A 20,538-nucleotide genomic window follows, 5' to 3' on the forward strand; every position below is an offset into this window, starting at 1 on the left:
GGTAACGTCCTGTGTTAAACGTGTTCGGCTTCTTCAGTAGTAATTTCAGCTTCATCATGCCCGTTAAAGGTCTGCTTGATCAACTGGTTAAGCTGTGGCAGATACGGCGAAAGCGCATTTTCAAAACGAGTCATATGTTCCACCAGCCAGTCGATCATTTGCGGCCAGTTTTCCTGCTGGAAGCCATCTATTTTTTGGCGGCATTGAATACGACAGGCTTTTTTACCGGGCAGCGCCAGCCACTCCAGCGGATTGCCAAATACCGCTTCGACAGATGCCCGGTGTTGTTCCAGCCACTGCAACGCCATGGTGTTAATATCCGCTGATGCTCGCGAAATCCATAATTCTACGCGGATTTCCTTCTTGCTGAATATTAGGCTATATGGCATACCACTTATGCCGGAGCCTGCACATAACCAGTGATCCATAGAGGGGCTGATGTTGTTATACAGCGTACAGTCACTGGCATGGAATTTCTCCAGCATCTGCGTCCAAAAGGCCTTGCGCAGGCGTTGGCTATGTTTCAGCTCACCGCTGGTTGACTGTTCTTCCGCTTCCTTCTGCGCCATACCGATCATGTAGGATTCGGCTTCCGGCGTGGGAATAACCTGACGGATATCGATGAATACATCGTTCCTATAGCGATAAGGCGTGACCTTAAAGCACTGTATACGAATATTGAACTGCATCAGCCAGAGCGCGGTATTGGTGACTTCTTTGCGGAAATTCGCCGCGACCATCATCACGCGCTGGGAACGACTCTGGTTGATTTGTACTTCATCCAGACTTTCATGTTCGAGGAATTCCGCCAGCACGTCAGAGGCAGGGCGGGTTTCTTCTGGATCGTTCTGATCGAGGTAACGCTGGAAGATCTCAACAATATGTTCTTTGCGCAGGTTCGCGCAGTAACCCGCGTATTTCAACGCCTGCCAGACGACATCACGCCCGGAATCATCCAGTTTGTTCTCGATGATCACCAGATTACCGTCTTTATCGATCGCCAGTAGATCAGGCCGCTCTTTGGTGTCATCAAACCCGGCAAACTCTTTCTGAATGATAAGTAGTTCGTCATCGCTGCTGCGGGTCAACGCCTGCGGATGCTTCGCCAACCATTCCTGCAAATGGTAGCGTTCGGTGAATCCGAGGCCGCTAAATGAGACTTTCTGTAGAGAGTGCAGGCTGTTGGTAGGAGTATCGACTTTATACATTCTCCACCTCGCTTACCGCCTGCTCCACTTCTGGCAGGGTGATTTCGCCTGAGAGAAGTTTGGGTAGGAGGGTGTCGCGGATGTTTTGTAATATCATGTTTTGTTTTCTATTCTGTTCCAATAACCCGAATAAACTCTCGCATTTACTTGCAAAGAAATTTGTCAACAACAAACCATTAGCCCCATCAGGGATAATAACTTGCTTAACTTTTAAGTCCGACCAATGTCTTTTATACTCTTGAAATTTCTGCTTGCCTTTTAAGGCAAAAAAGGTCCAATAAGTATTAAATCCCTTACCTTCCAAGACTAATGTGTTTTTAGAAATATCAAATGGCACAATAGACAAATGCATAACACAGGTGTGATCACCAAAAATGAACATAGGGCTTTGCAACGATGCGTTAAATGAAGGTTCTTCATCGTGGTAACCCTGATAAACTTTTGCCCCTTGTTCGAGTACTGGATGCTTTCCAAATTGCTTAATACAATCAGGCGGAAAAGTATTTTTAACTTTTAATCGGTTGACAATACTATCAACGATATCTGTCCTCCATCCAGCCGGAATCGCCCCCATCTCACTACTCTGCATTGCAGACGGAAACAGTTCTGCCGTGGCTTTTAACTCCGCATATTGCTCAGGGTGTTCACGCTCAAAAATTACCAGCGCATCAGTACGTTTCCCGGAAATCGTCGCCATAGCGGCAAGCGTCGCTTCTTCCTGAGAACCACCAACTTCCAGCGCTGTAATTTTGGCTTTTACCGGTTCAAAATCAACAAACCAGCTTTTGAACAGGGCTTGTGCTATTTGTTCGAGGGTTTGATTTATTTTCGTATTATTATTAATTTTTGCATCTAGTGAAGCTAAAATACCAGCGATGTGATCCTGAATTTTCCTGTCCGCCCAAAAAACTTCAAGTGGATGAACATGATTGCGATTCAATGCCGGATTTGCTGCACCAACATCCATATCTTTCAATAACTGACTAATATTTTTAAAGAAATAATAAACGAAAATTGGGTTGTTATTTTTAAAGTCTTTAACCCAGAGAGTTGTATCATGCGGCCAATAGGGACCATCAATATAGAATACTGTACCAAGACTTCCTTTTCGTCCCAATACGACTCCAGGACCTGAAATTTTTGCTTCATTGTGATAGCTGGATATACCTCCAGAAGAAACAACAGGGATATTTCCTTCCACTTGATCTTTTTTGGTGATGTCGAAGCCTCTCTGCAAAATAACTTGTTCACCAATTTTTGTTTTATAGAAACTAAAGCTCATATCCCAACCCTTCCAGATTAGTTTTAATCTTCTTCTCCAGTTCCACACCTTCCAATAGTTGTTCTTTAAGCTGGGTTGTTAAACGCGACATCTTATCTGCAAACGATTCATCATCTTCTTTTTGCTCAGCAGCACCAACATAACGCCCCGGAGTCAGAACATAATCATTTTTCTTTATATCGTCCAGTGTGGCAGCAAAGCAGAAACCGGCTTCATCTTCATAATCTTTATCCGTTTGCCAGGCATGAAAAGTATCGGCAATCTTTTTGATATCATCTGTCGAAAAGTCACGCAATACGCGCTCTTTCATGAAGCCAATCTGGCGAGCGTCAATAAACAACACTTCACCTTTACGGTGCGCTTTGCCGTTACAACCGGATTTATCTTTGGTCAGCAGCCAGATACAGGCAGGGATTTGGGTGTTGGTAAACAGTTGACCCGGCAGCGCTACCATACATTCCACCAGATCCGCCTCAATAATCGCCCGACGAATTTCACCTTCACTGTTGGTATTGGAACTCATCGAACCGTTCGCCAGCAGCAGCGCCATTGAACCTTTCGGGGCCAGATGGTGGAGCATATGCTGCATCCAGGCAAAGTTGGCGTTACCTTGCGGCGGGGTGCCGTATTTCCAGCGAACATCCTCTTCCAGCGTTTTGCTCCACCACTCCTTCATGTTGAATGGCGGATTCGCCATAACAAAATCGGCACGTAAATCCGGGTGCTGATCGTTCAGGAACGTATCGGCGTTCTGTTTACCGAAGTTAAAATCGATACCGCGAATCACCATATTCATCGCAGCCAGACGCCAGGTAGTCGGGTTGGATTCCTGACCGTAAACGGAGATATTGCGCTTTTGCTCGGCGGCGTTGTAATGCTTTTCATCAGCGTGTGCTTCGATAAAGCGATCGCTGGAAACGAAGAAGCCACCGGAACCCATCGCTGGATCATAAACACGGCCATTGTAGGGCTGGAGCATTTCAACAATCAGCGTAACGATGCTTTTCGGCGTGTAATACTGGCCGCCCTGTTTGCCTTCCGCCAGCGCAAACTGACCAAGGAAGTATTCGTAAACGTGACCGAGAATATCTTTGCTCTTCAAATTGAGCTTCACGCCATTGTATTTAGGTTCGCTGAAACTGGTATCGGAGAAGACGTTAATCAGGCTGATTAACAGGTCATTGCCAAGCTGATAGTGCCCGATACGATTAAGGATGTTTTTCAGTTTCGGGTTGCTGTTTTCGATAGTATCCAGAGCGATATCAATCAGCTTCGATACTGACGTCATGACAATATCTTTGCCGCTATCGTCTTTCCCCAGAACCGTCCCTACAGGCAGAGCTGCGTTGGTTTTGAGCGTTTCCCAGCGAGCTAGCTTTGGCACCCAGAAAACGTTTTTCTCGGTGTAATAGTCCTGAACTTCCAGTTCTTCTGCGATCGCCTGCTGGTACGCCTCTTCCGTGTCGTAATCACCACGAGAAAGTGCGTAAATGTTGTCCGGGTTGGACTTGTCTTCAAACAGCCCTCTCAGTTCCTTCTGACGGGCGTCAAAGGCATCTGAAACATACTTCAGAAAAATAAGCCCCAGCACCACATGCTTGTAGTTGGCCGCGTCCATATTGGCGCGTAGCTTGTCTGCGGCTTTCCAGAACTTAGTATCCAGATCGTTCAGAAATTGCTGTTCAGCGTTGTCCATCAAAACCTCAAAAAATCATCTGTGCCTGGTTCGATGTCCAGGTTGGGTAAAATCGGGGAAATTGTCAGAGATCATACCCTGACGTCAGAGCGATACCAAGATGAAGGGATGATTTCCGCATCAATACCTTGTGGCAAAGGGGGATTACTCTTTTACACTTATCGGCGCAAAATAACGTTATTTTTCATTTCCCTACCGGAGCATCTTACGCGCTATGACCACTCTCGTTTTTTCCTATTCCCACGCAGACGAAGCGCTGCGCAATGAGCTTGAGAAGCATCTTTCACCCCTGAAGCGCATGGGCAAGATCACCACATGGCATGATCGTCGCATCATTCCAGGGCAAGAGTTTGAGAACCAAATAGATCTCTACTTTTCCCAGGCAGATATCATCCTGTTGTTGATTAGCAGTGATTTTATCGCTTCTGATTATTGCTATCAGGTAGAAATGACCAACGCTCTGGAACGGCATAGCCGGGGCGAGGCGATGGTCATTCCGGTGATTTTGAGAGAATGTGCGTGGAAGATGTTACCGTTTGGCCGTATTCTGGCGGCAACGGTAGACGGTAAGCCAATTGATAAATTTGCCAGCCATGATGAAGGCTACGTTCAGGTTGTCGATGCCGTTTCCCGCGCTATTGCCAATTTGGAAGCGAAGAAACCACAGCAGAGTGCTTATGCTTCTTCTCCTGCGCCAGCAAACCCAATGTTTCAGGCAACGGATACCGTTTTTACGCCACGTTCCAGCAATCTTTCGCTGCCAAAACGTTTTACCGACCTTGATAAAGATCGTGCCTGCCGTGATGGTTTTGAATATGTCGCCCGTTATTTTGAAGGATCGCTGGCTGAACTCAAAAAACGCCATGCCGGGTTAGAAGTCGATTTTCATAAGCGTGACGCAGACGCCTTTACCTGCGCGATCTACATGGGTGGGAGTAAAGTCGGTCAATGTGCAATCTGGCGGGCCAGCGGTCGCAACATGGGGATGGGCGATATCGTTTATAGCCAGGATGGTACAATTGGCAATGCTTACAATGAAAGCTTAACTATTGGTGATAACGACCAGCTCCTTGGTTTTCGTCCATTAATGGGCGTCTTTGGCGCGGGTTCATCAAGGGAAGCATTGCTCACCAATGAAGGTATGGCTGAGCATCTCTGGGATATATTTTTTGAGCCAATAAAACAGCGGGCTCGTTAATGTGAGTGGGCGTCACTCACTTGGTGCGACGCCCTTTCATTAGTTATTCAAAGCGACGTAGTCTTCTATCTGCGGCTGCAACTCCCAGAGTGTCTGTAGCTTTTCGTCAAGCCATCGCATTAAAGCCTCAGCTTGCAGTCGGTGCAGTTCATTCCATTCATCGTGATTAATACTTGTTGCCAGTTCTGACCAACATAGCAGCGTCAGGCATTCCTTCACTCCCGGCGAATTGAACTGTTGAAACAAAGACACAAGTTTATTGCTGAGACGACGCATCCCCAGCCGCTCGCATTCGCTAAGCAGCACACCCGGCAGCAGTAACGACATCAGGCCTGTGTTGATGTCCTGCGCCGCTGTTATTGGTGCTGTTGTCGGGAGACTGAGAACGTGCTGGAGGCGTTCAGGGATCACCAGCCCGGCAAGCTCACCACCGGGAAGTGTGCAGGGCACCATCGCCAGTTTATGCCAGCTGATAATTTCGGGTTGGCACTGACCATGAATAATGGCCGGGCGCGTGAAATCGTTCAGGCAGGTCTGATAGTGGTTGAGTAATGTGTTCATTGTTTTTTCCTTACGTTAGTTAGCAGGCAGGCGGCAACCACCGCAAAGTGCCGGATCGCCGGTGTGCCAGGGTCAGATTGAAATCAGATAATGCAGCGAATGATTTGCGGGATGGTTCAGATGCTCACGGGAGGAATGGCTTTGATGAGGCGGATCAGTAGTGCATAAACACGACGTACTCATCCATCAGCGCCGTCAGTACCGTATTCTCCTCCTGCCGGTGTATCAGCCAGGTGGTAATTTGTACATCGTCCGCCAGCGCCAGCATATCCAGCCAGTCGTCTACCGGAGCCCCCATCATCAAATCGTACCAGCACAGCCAGATAAGCTTCTGGCGAAGCTCACGCGACCTGACCCGCGTCAGAAGATGGCGCAGTTTGCTGGCAAGGTGGTTTTGTTTCAGCCTGACGCATTCACTCAATAAACCCCCTTCCAGCCCGGCATGGGTGAACAACAGTTCCGTGTTGATGTCGAGGCTGATTAGAAAATCACGCTGAATGCTCAGTGGGTCTGGCCGCGTTTTGCCATAAATCATCCGGTACAGGCTTTGCGGCACCACCGCAGTGACGGCTCCAGCCTCCGGGAAATACAGTGCTGAGAGTGTAAGACCGTGGCTGGACTGGACGTTCGGGTGGCACATGCCATTTTTGATGGCAATACTGGTCAGATCGCTCAGCCAGCGCTGATAGGTGTTGAGCAGTACATCATGACGGGCCGTGGTTTCTTTCATCGATCGATACCTTGTAAAGCAGACAGCCGCAGCAGGTAGCTTGTCCGGCAGGCTACAGGGAAAAATGGTGCAGGAAATGGAAAGCCTACTGACGAGATTTGTTGATGTAGTTCTCTAACCACGTTTCTACTTCGCTGCGATACCAGCGGGAAGCGCGGCCCAGCTTGATGGGTTTGGGGAACTTACCGTCTTTCATCAGCTTGTAGAACCACTTGTCGGACATCCCGGTGTAGTGGGTGATAAAGACCATATCGATGAGTGGATCTTCTGCACGAATCAATGACGCTGTTGTGGTGGTTGTCATAATCGGGTTCTCCCTCTGAATGATTGATTACGGGAGAAAGGCAATGCGATAAATGGTTTGCGCCTGTTCTCCTCAAAGGATGGGGGGAGTACGTAAAAAAGTGGGGAACTGATCGACAGCGAAACTCGCCTACCCATCGGGCAGGCACAGTTCTGCTGTTGTACCCCGGAATATTTCAACCGAACGGGAAGTTAACGGTCGGTGGATGGTTAATTTTTCATTTCTGGCTGCAACCAAAAGAGCGCGTATTTGCGCTATAACTTTTTGTGCTTTCTTTTGCCATATAACTCAACCGAAATGTCAGCTTGTTGTAGGTATCCTGGAACATTCCGTTACTGTTACCTTTATCAAGATAGTAAATGGGGTTTTTAGGGATCTGAACCAGTCCTGATGTATTCAACCCTTGATCTATTCTTAGTGCACTAAGCCAGGCCTGGTGAATTAACGAGGCCAATCCTGTGCTATTTTCTTTATAGCTTCCCAGACTATTGAATACATCATTGTTCACGAATATTACCGCATGATAGTGAGGTTTATTTTCGTTCCCTATTTCACGAACCCATATGTAACGAACTTTGCATGAGCATGTTCTACCCCATTGTTTACTTTTCCGCTTGCAATAGACCTCTACTTTCTCGTTTAATGATTCCATCATTCTGGACATCAGTCCCGGATCCAGATTTGGCATACAGAGAATACTGTCGCCAATATCTCTGTATTCAGGAAGATGTAAATCTATCCGTATTGCTGTTGTTCTGGGATATTGAGCAAGAGCGTTATCGATAACGGATATCATTCTGACAATATAGTGTGTATTGAATGGTGAATGGGTCATATCAAGACAGATATTGTTAAGCATGTTATATTTCCATGGAATGGGAGGATGAATAACAGAAACCATTCATCATTATCGATGAATGAGTATTCTTATTACGTAAGCGGACTTATGGCGTGTGTTTTAACGGATGTATCTCTGATGAGATGTATGAATGGTACCTGATAGAGTTCCTGTTAAGGGAAGTGCATCTATCTGGTAACTATTATCCTGATATAAGGATATCCAAGAGGTAATGCATTATCTCAGGTGACTGTAATATATATATTAACAAACCGTCATTAAGCCAAATGGATAAACCCTGTTGCGCCGCAGCTAAAGAATAGTATTTCCTCTTATTTTCACTCCGAAGTTAGCTGGGGTGTATTGTGCAATGATTAATGTCTATGCGTTAGCCCCAAGGTATCGGACAGGGGCCTTCAAAGTAATCATGCTTAACGTAATTTTTAGTCTGAGTGTTGTTCATCCTGAACCAGGAAGAGGCTGCTCATAGCCTGGCTGGATGTTGATTTCGGGCAGTGATCGTTTTCCGATGCCCCCCTTCCCATGCGCCAGATAACGATGTCAGTATTATGGTTTAAGGTATTATCAATATTCCATATTGATATTTTCATAATCCATTGTTTTTGAATGATTTTAAATAAATCTCAATAAGTTTTATTTTGGGGGTTTTCTGGGGTATGCTTGAAGGCATATCGTGCTGAAGCAACCCATTCCTAGCATGGTGTTGCTTCAGTCAATGTCTGTTGATAAGGAATGATAAATGGCAGAAAAAACCAAAACATGTTCATTGAGCATGCGAAGAGAAACGCGTGAATTGTTGGATAAGTATGCTGCTGGACATAAGCATAAATCACGCTCCAGTCTTATCTGTGACCTTCTTGAATTTGCTATTGAGAAGAAAGGACAGTCTTCAAATCAGGAAATACCTCTACCCGACGAAAAGGTTATTTCACAAAAAGTTGGGAATATCTGGTATTCCTCTCTGTACGTTAACCAAATACCAGAAATGCCTTACTGTGGCGAAACATGGCTAAAAGTCGATATTGATGGCGTATTGGGGGAAAACGAAGCAGATGAAGTTGGTAACCTAGAGATTGAATTAAAGACGAAATGCTCTCATCTTTTCAATAATGATTATGGTGAATCAAAAAACACATCGAAAAAGAATGGAGAAAATGCTACTGGAATAAAATCATGGTATGTGGTGAAAGAGTCAGAGAAGGCTACATTGCTGGCTAAAAATGTCGATAAAACTGAAAGCAACAAAAATATAAAAATTTTGGCTGTAAGGTTAAATACCACTGAGCTACACCGGTACGGTGGTGATTCGCGATACAGTGCCAGTTATGCTGTGACATTAATTGATATCTCAAAAAATATCGACTCAAAAGATCATTTTTATCTCGACTATCATTCGATAGAAACCATTCCGATAACAGAATTTGGCAGCGGTTCACTACCCGGACTCATCAAAGGCAAAAAAACACATACACCTTTAAACTATATTTACTGGTTACCCATTACAATCTTTGCTGGCAATGTATTCATCCTTGGAGTGAAAAGAAGAGCTCATGCAAAAGATGATATTGAGAGACTTAAAACAGAGAAAATAATCATTGCCAGATCACAGAAGATAAAACCTTATAAAGCTCAGAGCGAAAATAGTCCTGAGAAACAATACTAATATAATGTTCATGAATTATTATCCGGGTTGCGGCTAACTAATCCGCAATTCGGGCATCCTGTTTATCAAAATTATTACTGACACTTAAAAAATATTCAGATAGATATTATCCCCATGACAACACCCAATAACCCGCTGTGAATCACCTTCCGGCGAGTTTTCTTTTAACTGTCTCAGGAGATAAAAATGATCTGTCCTCATTGTGGTTCTACGAATACGCAGAAACGAAACATTGGCCGAAAAGTTGGTGGTGGTCTTGGTGCCATCGCAGGCGGCGTTGCCGGTGCGGAGGGTGCCACGATCGGCGCAGCGGCAGGCTCCATTATTCCCGGCATTGGAACGATCGCCGGAGGCGTGATTGGCTTCCTCGTCGGAATGGGAAGTGGCACTGCGCTGGGCGCAATGACTGGCGGGAGCCTGGATGGTGAGGTGCTTGATGAGTATCTCTGCCATGACTGTCTGCTGACATTCAATGATTAAATATTTTCTGGCTCTTGCCCCAGGCATCATTCCGCGTTGTACGGTTTAACCTCGCTTTTCCTGCTGTAGCCCTGTCGCTTCCCGCGACAGGGCCGGGCTTTATTTTCATGCTTTCACTCTGGTTCGTCACGGATCGCCGGAGTGCTGCCCCATCACTCTCGGGCGTCATGTGGACATACCCTGTCCGCCTGGCTCGCCAGAAAGTGATGTAAAAACCATCAGTTTTGTCCACCAGCACCCGTAGTGACGGGGATCGGGCCACCGGGAAAAATATTTTTCGCCGTGTCCATACCCTGTCCGCGCCCCTCTTTATCATAACCACATATTTTTCATGGCATTAAAACGGAGCCTTTTATGCCTCAGACTGAACGCCGTCATGAACGGCTTGCCGACAGGCTGACGCAAATCATTCGCCGTCTGTTTGCCGGGGAGAATCTCAATATGCGCCACCTTGCAGAAGAGTTTGGTGTTTCCGTTCGTACCCTGCGCCGGGATCTCCGCGAACGCCTGACCGGATTGGATCTGGAATATAACGACGGTCATTGCCGCCTGGTGACTGCCGACAGTGCAGGTCAACGTGAAAGAAGCGGACTGACACTTGCCCGGCAAAGCGATATGGAAGCGCTGTTTCCGGGGCTGGATCTTCGTCTGGCAGGTGCGCTGCTGGATGAAACTGAACATAGCCCCTGCTGCATCTGGCCCCCGGTGGCACTGACTGCGGGTTCATTTACCGGGATTTTCAGCCATCTCGTCACCGCGATTAACCGGCGTAACCGTATCTCCCTGCTGGCGGAAGGGCAGCGCTGCGAGTGCCTCGCGCCTTACCGTCTTATCTGTCTTGATCGCAACTGGTATCTGACGGGCGAGTTATGGAATGACATTGCCGTGTTCCCACTGGCTGAGATCCAGAATGTGGCGGTGCTGGCGGACACCTATACACGTAATGAAACCATCAGCCGTCTTACCCGTCATCCCAACTTTATTAATGCCTTACCGCATTACCGGTTTATCCGGGATCTGCTCGCCACCTTTAAATCCGGTCCGTTCCCGAACGGTGCCGACGAATAAATGCTGATGATTCAGCACAACACCACCGGATGGAGTTCACTGCCGGTTTATCTGAACGAAAAGGAGTACATCATGAAAATCCAGAAAATCACGCTTCGCCTCTGTCATGCCGGGCGTCGCTGCCCGGACTGCGGTTCATCGGACGATATCATTCCATGGGGCGACGGCTGGATGTGCCGTGACTGCGGCTGTGAGTGGGGAAAAAATAACGGTTACTGATTCAGGGAGCGATGTCATGGGATTCTGGGATACAGCGGGTCGCCTCGTGCTCAGCGCGGCAAAAGAGGGGCTGAACACCGTCCGGGACATGAAGGAAACGCACGATCAACTGGAAGGGAAAAGCAGCTCACAACTGGAGCAGATCGCCGATAGCCGCAGGGTGGGGGAGATTGAAAGGCGGCTTGCCCGCAAGATCCTGCGCGATCGCGGTGAAAGATAATTGTCTGCGTTGTCCGGGGCCTTTTACGGCCCCGTTTTTATTAAAGGAAATAAACAAAGTGAAGATGAAAAACAGAATCACACAAGGGTTATTGGTCGCATCGCTGATGGCGGCAAGCGCCGGGGCATGGGCTGCGGGTGCGGCAAAAACCGCCGTAGATGCACTGAACTGCACGGACGACAGTTGCCCATATCCAACCGACCTTTATAAATCCGATCCGGTTTATACCCACGATATTGAAAGCAATTTAAGCGCGGCGGGAATGGCAAACCTGATTGGTCCCTCGGGCAAACTGGCCGGGCCGGAAGATCCGTTGTCACCCGTACAGATTGGGGGCAAGACCTGGCTGAAGAGTATGGTGTGCGAAGCAGGGAACTGCGGCTATCACTATTTCAACTTCCTGTATCAACCTGATAGTCATCAGTTACTAGGGTACTATTTCGATGGTAAAGGGGTCTGGGTAGGTAAACCTGATAACGAAGAGGCCAGTATCCTGACGGACGGTGAGATAAAAACCGGCCCCGGTGAAGCCGGTACTGCACCGGTTGCCGCTGCACCCGCTTCCGTGCCTGCATCACCGGATGCGCCGCCAGCCAATACCATCTGGACGTTCAGCAATAACGGCACGACGCTCTGGCAGGCCTGTGGCGGACAGAACAGCGCCTGTGCGATTGTGGGAAATTCAAAGTGGTACGTTGCGGTGCTGAACCGTCGTTCGGCAACCGGCTGCGCTTTTGGTGACTTTTATGTCGCTGACCGGAGTTCAGCGTCGTGGCACCGGTATGATACCGGCACCTGTAGCGCCGATGCCTACATCCAGGAGGGCAGTATCAGCCACGGCCAGTATTCATCGGTCGATATTCTTATCAACGGGTCGCTGGTGAAGCAGTTCCCTATTGGTTACTGGTCGGCACAGAAATCGTTCTCCGGCGGCAACCGGCCTTCCTGGTCGAAAGCAAAACAAAAAAATCAGCACTAACCCCTTCTGTTATCACGCTTCCCCGGCCCCTGTCGCTAATAGCACAGGGGCTTTTTTATCTTTATACCTTCAGGAGTATTTATCATGACCCGATTATCCACGCTTTACGGTGCGGCGACGTCTATTCGCCGCGATCGCCCGCTGACCCACGATGAACTGATGCGCGTCGTTCCCGGCGTCTTTGGCGACGACAAGCACACCTCGCGCAGTACGCGTTATACCTATATTCCGACCATCACCGTGCTGGAAAGCCTGCAACGAGAAGGCTTCGAGCCGTTTTTCGCCTGTCAGGCCCGCGTGCGCGACCCGGATCGCCGCGAGTATACAAAACACATGCTGCGCCTGCGTCGCACCGGGCAAATCACCCAAAAGGAGGTGCAGGAGATTGTGCTGCTTAACAGTCACGATGGCACCAGCAGCTACCGCATGATGCCGGGGATGTACCGTCAGGTATGCAGCAACGGTCTGGTGTGCAGTCAGTCCTTTGGCGACATCCGCGTTCCGCATAAAGGTGATGTCGTCGGGCAGGTGATTGAGGGGGCATATGAAGTGCTCGGCGTGTTCGACCGCATTGAATAGGGCAAAGAGACGATGCAGGCTGTCACGCTTTCACCGGAGAACCAGAACGCCTACGCTCGCGCCGCGCTGGCGTACCGCTATGGAGAAGAGCATCACCCTGTCACCGAAGCGCAGGTGCTGAGCGCCCGCCGCTGGGAGGACAAGAAGGATGACTTGTGGACCACTTTCCAGCGGGTGCAGGAGAACCTGATGAAAGGCGGGCTGAATGGTCGATCGGCACAGGGTAAACGCAGTCACACCCGCGCCATTAAAGGTATCGACGGCGATATCAAACTTAATCGCGCCCTGTGGGTGCTGGCTGAACAAATGCAGCAGGCGCTGAGCTGAAGAGGAGGACAAATGAATACTGTAATATCACTGATACCGGCATCCGCGCCCGATGCGCCACCTGCCTTAACGCCGTATGCACAGCGCACTATCAGAAGGGCCGTGAATCTGCTGGATAAACACCTGCGCCAGCCTGGCGTGATTTTTACTTCCGCAGCATCCGTTCGCGACTGGCTGCGTCTGCAACTTTCGCCGCTGGAGCGGGAGGTATTTATGGTGCTGTTTCTGAATAATCAACACCAGTTACTGGCGCATGAGACGCTGTTCACCGGTGGTGTCAGCCATACGGAAGTTCATCCACGGGAAGTCCTGCGCGCCGCCATGCGCCATAACGCTGCGGCAGTGGTGCTGGCTCATAATCACCCGTCCGGGGATGCCGAACCCAGTCAGGCCGATCGACTAATTACCACACGGTTGGTGAACACGCTGGAGCTGGTCGATATCCGCGTTCTCGACCACTTCATCGTCGGCCACCGGGATATCCTGTCCTTTGCCGAACGGGGCTGGCTGTGAAAATCATCAGCAAGCGCCAGGCGATGACGCTTTGTTAATCCCCCTTCTTAAGGAAAACCACAATGCCCCAAAACCAACCCTCCGCGCCTGTCTGGGGCCTGCGGAGCGATATCACGCCCTCGTTTGGCGCTCGGTTAGTGCAGGAAGGTTGTCGCCTGCATTTTCTGCCCGACCGCGCCAGCCTTCGCGGTGATTTCACTGCGGAACAACTACACTCGCTGGATATCACCTTTCCGCAGTTTGTGAAGCAACTGGAATCGGCGCTGAAAAGCGGGGCGCTCGATCCGCACCAGTCGCGCCGCTACAGCACCATCCTCAATGGCCTGACCTGCGAAGCCGACACCAACGGTAGTCACGGCTACGTTTACCTCACTATCTACCCAGCCGAATAAACAAGGACATTCCCATGCAAAACGTTTTATCACTGCCTTCACCGGCAGCGGCCTCGTCACGCCTGTCGCCCGTCGAAGCCTGGCAAAAACTGCTGTCGTACCTGCTGCAACGCCACTACGGCCTTGAACTTAACGACACGCCATTCTGCGACGATATTGTTATTCAGGAACATATCAACGCAGGCGTTGCGCTTGCCGATGCCGTTAACTTTCTGGTGGAAAAGTACGGACTTGTTCGTATCGATCGCAAGGGATTTAGCTGGCAGGAACAATCACCCTATCTCCGGGCTGTCGATATTCTGCGGGCGCGGAAAGCAACGGGGTTGTTAACACGTTGCAAAAAACACAATGGTAATCAGCCTGATGGCAGATTCACTCTATGATAAAAGGCGTAACCGTTGCCCGCTTAAAGCGGGCAATATTGCAGACAAGAGATGTTATTATACTAAAACATAAAAACAGGTGAGGCTGGTGTAATGAGAATCGACAAACTTTCACTGCTTAACTTTCGTTGCTTCAGACGGCTCGATATTACTTTTGATGAGCACATTACGATTCTGGTTGCACCGAACGGCGCGGGCAAGACCACAGTGCTGGATGCGGTACGCCTGGCGCTGTTTCCCTTTATTCGTGGTTTTGATGCCAGCCTCTACGTGAAGGATAAATCGCTGGCGATCCGTACTGAAGATGTACGTCTGGTTTTCCGCGCCAAAGCGCTGAACATGGAAATGTCATCTCCGGCCATGATTACGGCTACCGGGGAATGGGAAAGCGGAAAAACGGCAACCTGGATGCTCGACAAGCGAGGAGAGCAGCCGCCGCATGAAGATAAGACGGCGGCGCAGCTTACCCGTTGGGGTGAAGAGCTTCAGAAACTGGTTCGAGATGAGGAGCATAAACAGCCAGTTGATCTTCCGCTCATGCTTTATCTTGGCACGGCAAGATTATGGTATCAGGAGCGCTATGAACCACAGATGGCAGAACAACGCCTGGATAACAGCGCATTTTCACGCCTGTCCGGTTACGACGATTGCCTTTCTGCTACATCGAATTATAAGCAGTTTGAACAGTGGTATAGCTGGTTGTGGCGCAGTCACCTTGAGTTTCAATACAAACTGATTGAGGCGGGCAGGCAAAATAAAAGTGTGGATTTGGTCGAAGGCTTGCGCGACGACAGTATGAGAGATGCCATTCAAGCTATCCAGCAGGCCATTAACTGTCTGACGCAGGAAGTAACTGGCTGGCGCGATCTGGAATACAGCTCCAGCCATAACCAGCAACTGGTTATGAGCCATCCGCAACACGGCAAGATCCCCTTATCCCAGCTCAGCGACGGCTTGCGTAATGCGGTTGCGATGGTAGCGGATATCGCGTTTCGCTGTGTCAAACTCAACCCGCATTTACGCGATGAAGCCGCCTTAAAAATCCAGGGAATTGTGCTGATCGATGAAGTTGATATGTTCCTGCACCCAGCCTGGCAGCAGCAAATTATCCAGTCTTTGCGCAGCGCATTTCCGCAGATCCAGTTTATTGTTACGACCCATAGCCCGCAGGTGCTCAGTACGGTAAAACGCGAATCCATTCGTCTGCTTGAGCAGGATGAGAATGGCAACGGGAAAGCGTTGATGCCGCTCGGAGCGACCTACGGCGAGCCGAGTAACGACGTGCTGCAAAGTGTGATGGGTGTCGATCCGCAGCCTCCGGTTAAGGAAAAGGCCGATCTGCAAAAGCTGACGGCATGGGTGGATCAGGGGAAATATGACGAGCCAGAAACACAGCAACTGATGGCTGCATTGCAGGTGGCGCTGGGTGATCAACATCCGCAACTCCAACGCTTACAGCGCAGCATTGCCCGGCAGAACCTGCTGAAAGGGAAGGCACAATGAGGCATGTGATCAAAACTCGCCGGGGGACAGATGCCTTACTCACTGCAAATGAAAATCCACCACAAGATTCGGATCAATCGACCCGTCGCTGGCGAAACTTTAGACGAGACAAAGCAGATTTAATGACGCTTCTGCTCAATGAGCAATATCATCTTTGCTGTTACAGCGAAATCCGTGCTGATTTGCGTGGCCTCGGCTATCACATTGAACACGTCGAAAATAAAAGCCAGCAGCCAGGGCGAACCTTCGATTATCAAAATCTCGCCGCCAGCGCGTTAGACTCTGAGAATGGTTTGCCCCAGCTTGGCATCAACGCGTTCGGTGGTCATGCACAGGGAAAGAATAAATCTGTGGATATGGCAAAGTTTATTCATTGCCACCTCCCTGACTGTTCTCGTTATTTTGCCTATTTATCTAATGGGCATGTGGTTCCTTCAATAGATTTAACTGAGCAGGAAGCTGAGTACGCACAGTACACCATTGATCACCTGAACCTGAACAGCGGATTCCTTCAAACGGAACGCCGTAATCATTGGGAAGAGCTGGAACAGCTTTTTGAGGAACATATTGAGAAAGGCTGGGATCTGCAACAATTACTCCAGCTTGATCTGGTTCCGACACCAGACCATAAACTGCATGAGTTCTTCAGCTTTACACGCCAGTTCTTTCAGCAAGAAGCAGAGCAGGTATTACAGGATTACGCTCCCGAATTGATGTAACAGCACCATCCCATTCCAGATTCAGGGCGACAGCATGATTTATTGCGAGCCGCCTTCCTGATTTACACCCTCAATATTTATTCACCTTTATTTCACCGCATAATGCGCCTGCCACTCCCGGCAGGCGCGTTTGCTTTTATATGGACCAAAAATATGCAAACAGAAGCTGAAGTCTTAACTGACCATAATGAGCTAATTTGCTCAACTAGTATTGAACGTATCGTCACAGGGCGCGACGCTGCGCTGAGCCTGATAGAAATCCTGATTCATAAACTTGATGACATCTCGCGGCTTACCTCCAGCATCGGTGGTGATGTAGCGGAGCATTGGGCGATGCGACAGGGCCATTCCTTTGACTGCTGGTTGATGCAACCGGTTGATAAAGCGATGCCGGTGATCACCCGTAATATTGACCGCAGCATTTGGCGCGATCTGATGCTGAAGTCCGGGATGTTGACCTTAATGGACGCTGAAGCCCGCAGCCAGTGGGCTAAAAATCTCGAAGGAGGAGATCTTCCGGCCATCAGCGAAGCCAACATCCTGAGCACCTTTGAACAACTCCACCACAATAAACAGGATGTTTTCGAACGTGGGATTATCAATGTATTTAAAGGGCTAAGCTGGGACTATAAAACCAATAATCCCTGCTGCTTCGGTAAGCGGATCATCGTTAACGGCCTGGTAAAGCACGACCGATGGGGCTACAGCCTGAACTGGGGCTGGCGACGCGATCAGCTCGCCGATCTGGAACGGATGCTGTACCTGCTTGACGGGAAGACCATTCCCGACAACCGGCATGATGTCTCTATCCGGTTTATGGACTTTGTGCGAGATAATCCGCGTGAGCAGGTCTTTGAAGACGATATGTTCACCATCCGCTACTTTCAAAAAGGTAGTGGGCATATTACTTTTAAGCGCTTGGATCTGGTGGAGAAGATGAATGATATCGTGGCGAAGCACTTTCCGGGGGCGCTACCTGCAAGATAACCTGAGTAGATTATGAGTTTCTGGCATAATCAGTGCAGCCAAGAACTCTCAACAGGCTATTATGCAACCTGTAAGTCTAACTTACAGGTTCAGCAGGAAGGACATCATCAGATGTTGGCAAACTGAATATACGAAACTTCAGTTGTTCGTTTTTACCGAACAACTGCGCCTCTTAAAAGCAGCCGGAAGCGAGAAGGATATTACCGCTTTGCTACAGTGGAAAAAGAGGCCAAAAAGTAGCTCTGAATGCCTCCGCTCCCTACAAGCAAAATCATTTGGGGGTGCTTATGGGGGTCACTCATTTATCAAACACAAAAAATCAATTTTAAATCAATAAGTTAAACATCAAACACGACTCCTGTGATCCGCCAATTAGCCTCTTCTGACCTCAATAAAATGAATCGCCACGCGCCCGTGGACTTCGGTATCCGACCTGAGCCTTTATCTCCACACGTTGCATCAACCACCAGACTTTGTTTACACCGCATTGTTCCCGATATCCAGCAGATCGAGACAGATCTTGCGATAACCATAAACACAGCCCGATTCCAGCCAGAACTGCCTGTATGCCCCGTCAGATTCAGGTCAACATGATGCCGTCGTGAATGTGGCGGCTTTATCCAGGCGTAAAGACTATGGGTAGTAATATCAAGACGTGTTGCGACGCTGGAAACAGAATGGCCGCGCTCAATAATCTGTTTTACCGCTTTAATTTTAAACGCTTCGGGATAACATTTACCGCTCATGGGCTCCTCTCTTTAAGTCATCTTAAATGACTCAGCGGTGTCTGTTAAACCTGTGGCGATTCCCTCCTCCGTTTTATCCAGACGAAATTATCCTGATAATGCGCTGTAGCGGCTGAATGACTTAATATCACATCAACCTAAACACTGAATAGTTTCTCAATTACCTGATTTTTCATTGTTATCTATTAGATACTGCAAGCATTTTATCTTTATACCCTTTCTCTCCCATACGTCCTGTTTATTCATAACCCCTCCCATTATTATATTTCAGCAGTAAAATATCCGTATACATTCTTATACCATGTGCTCATATTACTCCACATAATCGTGCTATTCACATTTAGAGATCACGTCATCGATCTGCTGACGAAGGAATCTCTATGCGTAAAGCCCGTCTCACTGAGCATCAGAACATCGCCGTAATTAAGTTGGTCGAAGCTGGACGAGCGGTTAAAGATATCTGCCAGGAGGCGGATATTTGTGAAGTAACTGACGACATCTATGGACATTAGGTTTGACCACATCCTGTTTCTCACTAATGTGCTCCGGGAAAGAGTTTTCATCAGATGAGCAATTGAAAAGAGAAGCCAGAAGCTGAAGTTGCTTCGACCGATAAGTCTGTCGGTTGCTCAGACCGTCACGATCAGAATTAAGTTAGATCAACTTATTGGCAAGGTATAACTCCCGGCGTTAAGTTACAAGATTTTCTCATGGCATTAGCATTACACCCTCTTAAAGTTTACATGTGTCTCTATAAAATAGTCTTAAATTTGTATATAAGAAGTTGATGAGAGCACAAATGTCACCATTAAGTCATTGAATAACAATGCAATAAAAGAAAAAATCTTAAATTAGGTTTTAATAATAAGAATTCATTACAGGTTTACAGGAATTACTTTTATATTTCATCACATCACCCCGATAGTGACGAAGGCAGCAGACAGATGATATTGATAACCGTTATTTATCACTCTCATGATTTAGCAAATAGTGCTGTTTTAAGATTTTTTATGATATTGGAGATTATGTATAAAAATCCCAATGGGTGAAATACAAATCCGAAATGATGTATTACGACTGTCGGATCTGTCATGGTTCCTTAAAGCTGTATTTTAGGTCTTTCCAGGAGTTTATGACACTGACAATAATTCGCGACTTTTGACAGCCGTAGCACGGTATATTATCTGGATTGACACATTTATTTACCAATGAAATATTAATAGAAACATCGACGGGAGTCGTTCAGGATGATGAGAAAGCCTTCACAAATTGTCCATTGCATTAGTTGCGATTTATCCTGTCAATTATTCCCTGACAGCGCAGTACGGGTGCAATACTGTCATAATGCGGCATTTTCCATCTGGCCAGATGGTAATGCTTTCCTGAAAAAAGGGTTTATTGAAAAGTTATTGCTTGATAGACACAACCATTTATCCAGCGGTTTTATCTTTGTTGATTTTTCTTTCCCGAATCTTCGACGATTTACCGATTTACAATGGGCTGACAGTCTGGCAAACAGTGGTATGCATATTGTCCTGATTTCTGACAGAAGTTTAACTCCGCTGGCCAATTACTGGATTTTGAAAAGCAATAAAATACAAGGAATTATTTATTCCGATGACGATGATATTGTGCAACAGCAAAAGATGCACCGCTTGTTTACCGGTCGGCTTGCCAACAGTAAACGTGGACGAACGCTTAACTATACGGAATTTATATTACTGAAGCGCTTTGTATCAGGAATAAGTATTCAGCAGATTGTAAATATTGACAATATTGATATTAAGAAACTTTATGTGCATAAGCTGCGGCTTGAAAATAAGCTAGGGCATAGCATTCATAAAATAATATCAAATATTTTATAGATCCGTTTCCATTTTTATTATTTCCATATTATTGCGATGTGGAAGACGCTTTACGCC

21 protein-coding genes and 4 pseudogenes are annotated in these 20,538 nt (G+C 47.9%); 16 read left to right on the forward strand and 9 right to left on the reverse strand.

All coding sequences use genetic code 11. From position 1 onward, the window contains the following. Positions 1-14: 14 nt before the first annotated feature. From NA986_RS14420 to NA986_RS14430, 3 genes are read right to left on the reverse strand one after another with little or no spacing between them, the layout of a single operon-like run. Positions 15-1,208 carry a DUF4268 domain-containing protein gene (locus NA986_RS14420; RefSeq protein WP_023216819.1) on the reverse strand — a complete coding sequence of 398 codons (1,194 nt, stop codon included), beginning with the start codon at positions 1,206-1,208 and terminating at the stop codon, positions 15-17. Continuing rightward, positions 1,201-2,490, reverse strand: a complete 1,290-nt coding sequence (locus NA986_RS14425) for a restriction endonuclease subunit S (RefSeq protein ID WP_023216820.1) — start codon at positions 2,488-2,490, stop codon at positions 1,201-1,203. The genes NA986_RS14420 and NA986_RS14425 overlap by 8 nt, the downstream gene beginning before the upstream one ends. Then, a complete protein-coding gene (locus tag NA986_RS14430; RefSeq protein WP_023216821.1) occupies positions 2,480-4,186 on the reverse strand; it encodes a type I restriction-modification system subunit M in 1,707 nt (568 codons plus the stop codon). Before NA986_RS14430 ends, NA986_RS14425 begins: the two co-directional genes overlap by 11 nt. 214 nt (positions 4,187-4,400) lie before the next feature. Between NA986_RS14430 and NA986_RS14435 the strand changes: the two genes are divergently transcribed. Further along, a complete protein-coding gene (locus NA986_RS14435) occupies positions 4,401-5,384 on the forward strand; it encodes a toll/interleukin-1 receptor domain-containing protein (RefSeq protein ID WP_023216822.1) in 984 nt (327 codons plus the stop codon). 39 nt (positions 5,385-5,423) lie between these two features. Here NA986_RS14435 and NA986_RS14440 read toward each other — a convergent pair whose 3' ends face one another. The 4 genes from NA986_RS14440 to NA986_RS14455 all read right to left on the reverse strand — a co-directional run bounded on the left by NA986_RS14440 (position 5,424) and on the right by NA986_RS14455 (position 7,838). Continuing rightward, positions 5,424-5,945 carry a hypothetical protein gene (locus tag NA986_RS14440; protein ID WP_023216823.1) on the reverse strand — a complete coding sequence of 174 codons (522 nt, stop codon included), beginning with the start codon at positions 5,943-5,945 and terminating at the stop codon, positions 5,424-5,426. Between the two features lie 154 nt (positions 5,946-6,099). After that, positions 6,100-6,675: a hypothetical protein gene (locus tag NA986_RS14445; RefSeq protein ID WP_023216824.1), complete on the reverse strand. Its 576-nt coding sequence runs from the start codon at positions 6,673-6,675 to the stop codon at positions 6,100-6,102. Positions 6,676-6,760: 85 nt separating this feature from the next. Continuing rightward, a complete protein-coding gene (locus tag NA986_RS14450) occupies positions 6,761-6,979 on the reverse strand; it encodes a helix-turn-helix transcriptional regulator (protein WP_023216825.1) in 219 nt (72 codons plus the stop codon). Positions 6,980-7,196: 217 nt separating this feature from the next. After that, the gene (locus tag NA986_RS14455) at positions 7,197-7,838 is read right to left on the reverse strand and encodes an inovirus Gp2 family protein (RefSeq protein ID WP_079940926.1); all 642 of its coding nucleotides are present in this window, start codon (positions 7,836-7,838) and stop codon (positions 7,197-7,199) included. Positions 7,839-8,577: 739 nt separating this feature from the next. Between NA986_RS14455 and NA986_RS14460 the strand changes: the two genes are divergently transcribed. Next, positions 8,578-9,501: a hypothetical protein gene (locus tag NA986_RS14460; protein ID WP_023216827.1), complete on the forward strand. Its 924-nt coding sequence runs from the start codon at positions 8,578-8,580 to the stop codon at positions 9,499-9,501. An 84-nt stretch (positions 9,502-9,585) separates the two neighbouring features. Here the strand turns inward: NA986_RS14460 and NA986_RS14465 are convergent, their stop codons facing one another. Next, positions 9,586-9,954, reverse strand: coding sequence for a hypothetical protein (locus NA986_RS14465; protein ID WP_165850589.1), 369 nt, complete (start codon positions 9,952-9,954; stop codon positions 9,586-9,588). A 381-nt stretch (positions 9,955-10,335) separates the two neighbouring features. Here NA986_RS14465 and NA986_RS14470 point away from each other — a divergent pair, with 381 nt between their 5' ends. From NA986_RS14470 to NA986_RS14525, 12 genes and pseudogenes are all read left to right on the forward strand, one after another. Continuing rightward, a complete protein-coding gene (locus tag NA986_RS14470; RefSeq protein WP_023216829.1) occupies positions 10,336-11,049 on the forward strand; it encodes a helix-turn-helix transcriptional regulator in 714 nt (237 codons plus the stop codon). A 72-nt stretch (positions 11,050-11,121) separates the two neighbouring features. Then, positions 11,122-11,268, forward strand: coding sequence for a hypothetical protein (locus NA986_RS14475; protein WP_023892166.1), 147 nt, complete (start codon positions 11,122-11,124; stop codon positions 11,266-11,268). Between the two features lie 16 nt (positions 11,269-11,284). Next, positions 11,285-11,488: a hypothetical protein gene (locus tag NA986_RS14480; protein ID WP_023216830.1), complete on the forward strand. Its 204-nt coding sequence runs from the start codon at positions 11,285-11,287 to the stop codon at positions 11,486-11,488. Positions 11,489-11,552: 64 nt separating this feature from the next. After that, positions 11,553-12,467 carry a hypothetical protein gene (locus NA986_RS14485; protein WP_023216831.1) on the forward strand — a complete coding sequence of 305 codons (915 nt, stop codon included), beginning with the start codon at positions 11,553-11,555 and terminating at the stop codon, positions 12,465-12,467. Between the two features lie 84 nt (positions 12,468-12,551). After that, a pseudogene (locus NA986_RS14490) lies at positions 12,552-13,373 on the forward strand (DUF932 domain-containing protein). A gap of 12 nt (positions 13,374-13,385) precedes the next feature. Continuing rightward, complete coding sequence (gene radC / locus NA986_RS14495) at positions 13,386-13,886, forward strand: RadC family protein (protein ID WP_023216834.1); 501 nt, start codon at positions 13,386-13,388, stop codon at positions 13,884-13,886. A gap of 62 nt (positions 13,887-13,948) precedes the next feature. Next, positions 13,949-14,278, forward strand: coding sequence for a type IV toxin-antitoxin system YeeU family antitoxin (locus tag NA986_RS14500; RefSeq protein WP_023216835.1), 330 nt, complete (start codon positions 13,949-13,951; stop codon positions 14,276-14,278). Between the two features lie 14 nt (positions 14,279-14,292). After that, entirely contained in the window at positions 14,293-14,661 is a 369-nt protein-coding gene (locus NA986_RS14505) for a TA system toxin CbtA family protein (RefSeq protein WP_023216836.1), read from the forward strand. Between the two features lie 93 nt (positions 14,662-14,754). After that, positions 14,755-15,958 (forward strand): annotated as a pseudogene (locus tag NA986_RS14510) (AAA family ATPase). After that, positions 15,943-16,164 (forward strand): hypothetical protein, encoded by a 222-nt coding sequence (locus NA986_RS14515; protein WP_133297822.1) that lies wholly within the window; start codon positions 15,943-15,945, stop codon positions 16,162-16,164. Before NA986_RS14510 ends, NA986_RS14515 begins: the two are co-directional and overlap by 16 nt. Continuing rightward, positions 16,161-16,883, forward strand: coding sequence for a retron system putative HNH endonuclease (locus NA986_RS14520; RefSeq protein ID WP_077957236.1), 723 nt, complete (start codon positions 16,161-16,163; stop codon positions 16,881-16,883). The genes NA986_RS14515 and NA986_RS14520 overlap by 4 nt, the downstream gene beginning before the upstream one ends. A 153-nt stretch (positions 16,884-17,036) precedes the next feature. Continuing rightward, positions 17,037-17,870, forward strand: a complete 834-nt coding sequence (locus NA986_RS14525) for a DUF4942 domain-containing protein (protein WP_023216839.1) — start codon at positions 17,037-17,039, stop codon at positions 17,868-17,870. 406 nt (positions 17,871-18,276) lie between these two features. Here NA986_RS14525 and NA986_RS14530 read toward each other — a convergent pair. Next, a pseudogene (locus NA986_RS14530) lies at positions 18,277-18,616 on the reverse strand (transposase); the annotation flags it as partial. Between the two features lie 380 nt (positions 18,617-18,996). Between NA986_RS14530 and NA986_RS14535 the strand changes: the two are divergent. Together NA986_RS14535 and NA986_RS14540 are read left to right on the forward strand one after the other, a co-directional pair. Further along, positions 18,997-19,107 (forward strand): annotated as a pseudogene (locus NA986_RS14535) (transposase); the annotation flags it as partial. A 756-nt stretch (positions 19,108-19,863) separates the two neighbouring features. Beyond that, on the forward strand, positions 19,864-20,481 hold the full coding sequence (locus NA986_RS14540) for a helix-turn-helix transcriptional regulator (protein WP_000984812.1): 618 nt from the start codon (positions 19,864-19,866) through the stop codon (positions 20,479-20,481). Positions 20,482-20,538: the final 57 nt, after the last annotated feature.

The organism is Salmonella sp. NW177, from assembly GCF_051811585.1.
Taxonomy (GTDB): Bacteria; Pseudomonadota; Gammaproteobacteria; order Enterobacterales; family Enterobacteriaceae; genus Salmonella; species Salmonella enterica.

Bases quoted from the DNA above. Each gene is read 5' to 3' on its own strand.
- NA986_RS14420 (WP_023216819.1), bottom strand. From the start codon at position 1,208: ATGTATAAAGTCGATACTCCTACCAACAGCCTGCACTCTCTACAGAAA.
- NA986_RS14425 (WP_023216820.1), bottom strand. From the start codon at position 2,490: ATGAGCTTTAGTTTCTATAAAACAAAAATTGGTGAACAAGTTATTTTG.
- NA986_RS14430 (WP_023216821.1), bottom strand. From the start codon at position 4,186: ATGGACAACGCTGAACAGCAATTTCTGAACGATCTGGATACTAAGTTC.
- NA986_RS14435 (WP_023216822.1), top strand. From the start codon at position 4,401: ATGACCACTCTCGTTTTTTCCTATTCCCACGCAGACGAAGCGCTGCGC.
- NA986_RS14440 (WP_023216823.1), bottom strand. From the start codon at position 5,945: ATGAACACATTACTCAACCACTATCAGACCTGCCTGAACGATTTCACG.
- NA986_RS14445 (WP_023216824.1), bottom strand. From the start codon at position 6,675: ATGAAAGAAACCACGGCCCGTCATGATGTACTGCTCAACACCTATCAG.
- NA986_RS14450 (WP_023216825.1), bottom strand. From the start codon at position 6,979: ATGACAACCACCACAACAGCGTCATTGATTCGTGCAGAAGATCCACTC.
- NA986_RS14455 (WP_079940926.1), bottom strand. From the start codon at position 7,838: ATGCTTAACAATATCTGTCTTGATATGACCCATTCACCATTCAATACA.
- NA986_RS14460 (WP_023216827.1), top strand. From the start codon at position 8,578: ATGGCAGAAAAAACCAAAACATGTTCATTGAGCATGCGAAGAGAAACG.
- NA986_RS14465 (WP_165850589.1), bottom strand. From the start codon at position 9,954: ATGGCAGAGATACTCATCAAGCACCTCACCATCCAGGCTCCCGCCAGT.
- NA986_RS14470 (WP_023216829.1), top strand. From the start codon at position 10,336: ATGCCTCAGACTGAACGCCGTCATGAACGGCTTGCCGACAGGCTGACG.
- NA986_RS14475 (WP_023892166.1), top strand. From the start codon at position 11,122: ATGAAAATCCAGAAAATCACGCTTCGCCTCTGTCATGCCGGGCGTCGC.
- NA986_RS14480 (WP_023216830.1), top strand. From the start codon at position 11,285: ATGGGATTCTGGGATACAGCGGGTCGCCTCGTGCTCAGCGCGGCAAAA.
- NA986_RS14485 (WP_023216831.1), top strand. From the start codon at position 11,553: ATGAAAAACAGAATCACACAAGGGTTATTGGTCGCATCGCTGATGGCG.
- radC (WP_023216834.1), top strand. From the start codon at position 13,386: ATGAATACTGTAATATCACTGATACCGGCATCCGCGCCCGATGCGCCA.
- NA986_RS14500 (WP_023216835.1), top strand. From the start codon at position 13,949: ATGCCCCAAAACCAACCCTCCGCGCCTGTCTGGGGCCTGCGGAGCGAT.
- NA986_RS14505 (WP_023216836.1), top strand. From the start codon at position 14,293: ATGCAAAACGTTTTATCACTGCCTTCACCGGCAGCGGCCTCGTCACGC.
- NA986_RS14520 (WP_077957236.1), top strand. From the start codon at position 16,161: ATGAGGCATGTGATCAAAACTCGCCGGGGGACAGATGCCTTACTCACT.
- NA986_RS14525 (WP_023216839.1), top strand. From the start codon at position 17,037: ATGCAAACAGAAGCTGAAGTCTTAACTGACCATAATGAGCTAATTTGC.
- NA986_RS14540 (WP_000984812.1), top strand. From the start codon at position 19,864: ATGATGAGAAAGCCTTCACAAATTGTCCATTGCATTAGTTGCGATTTA.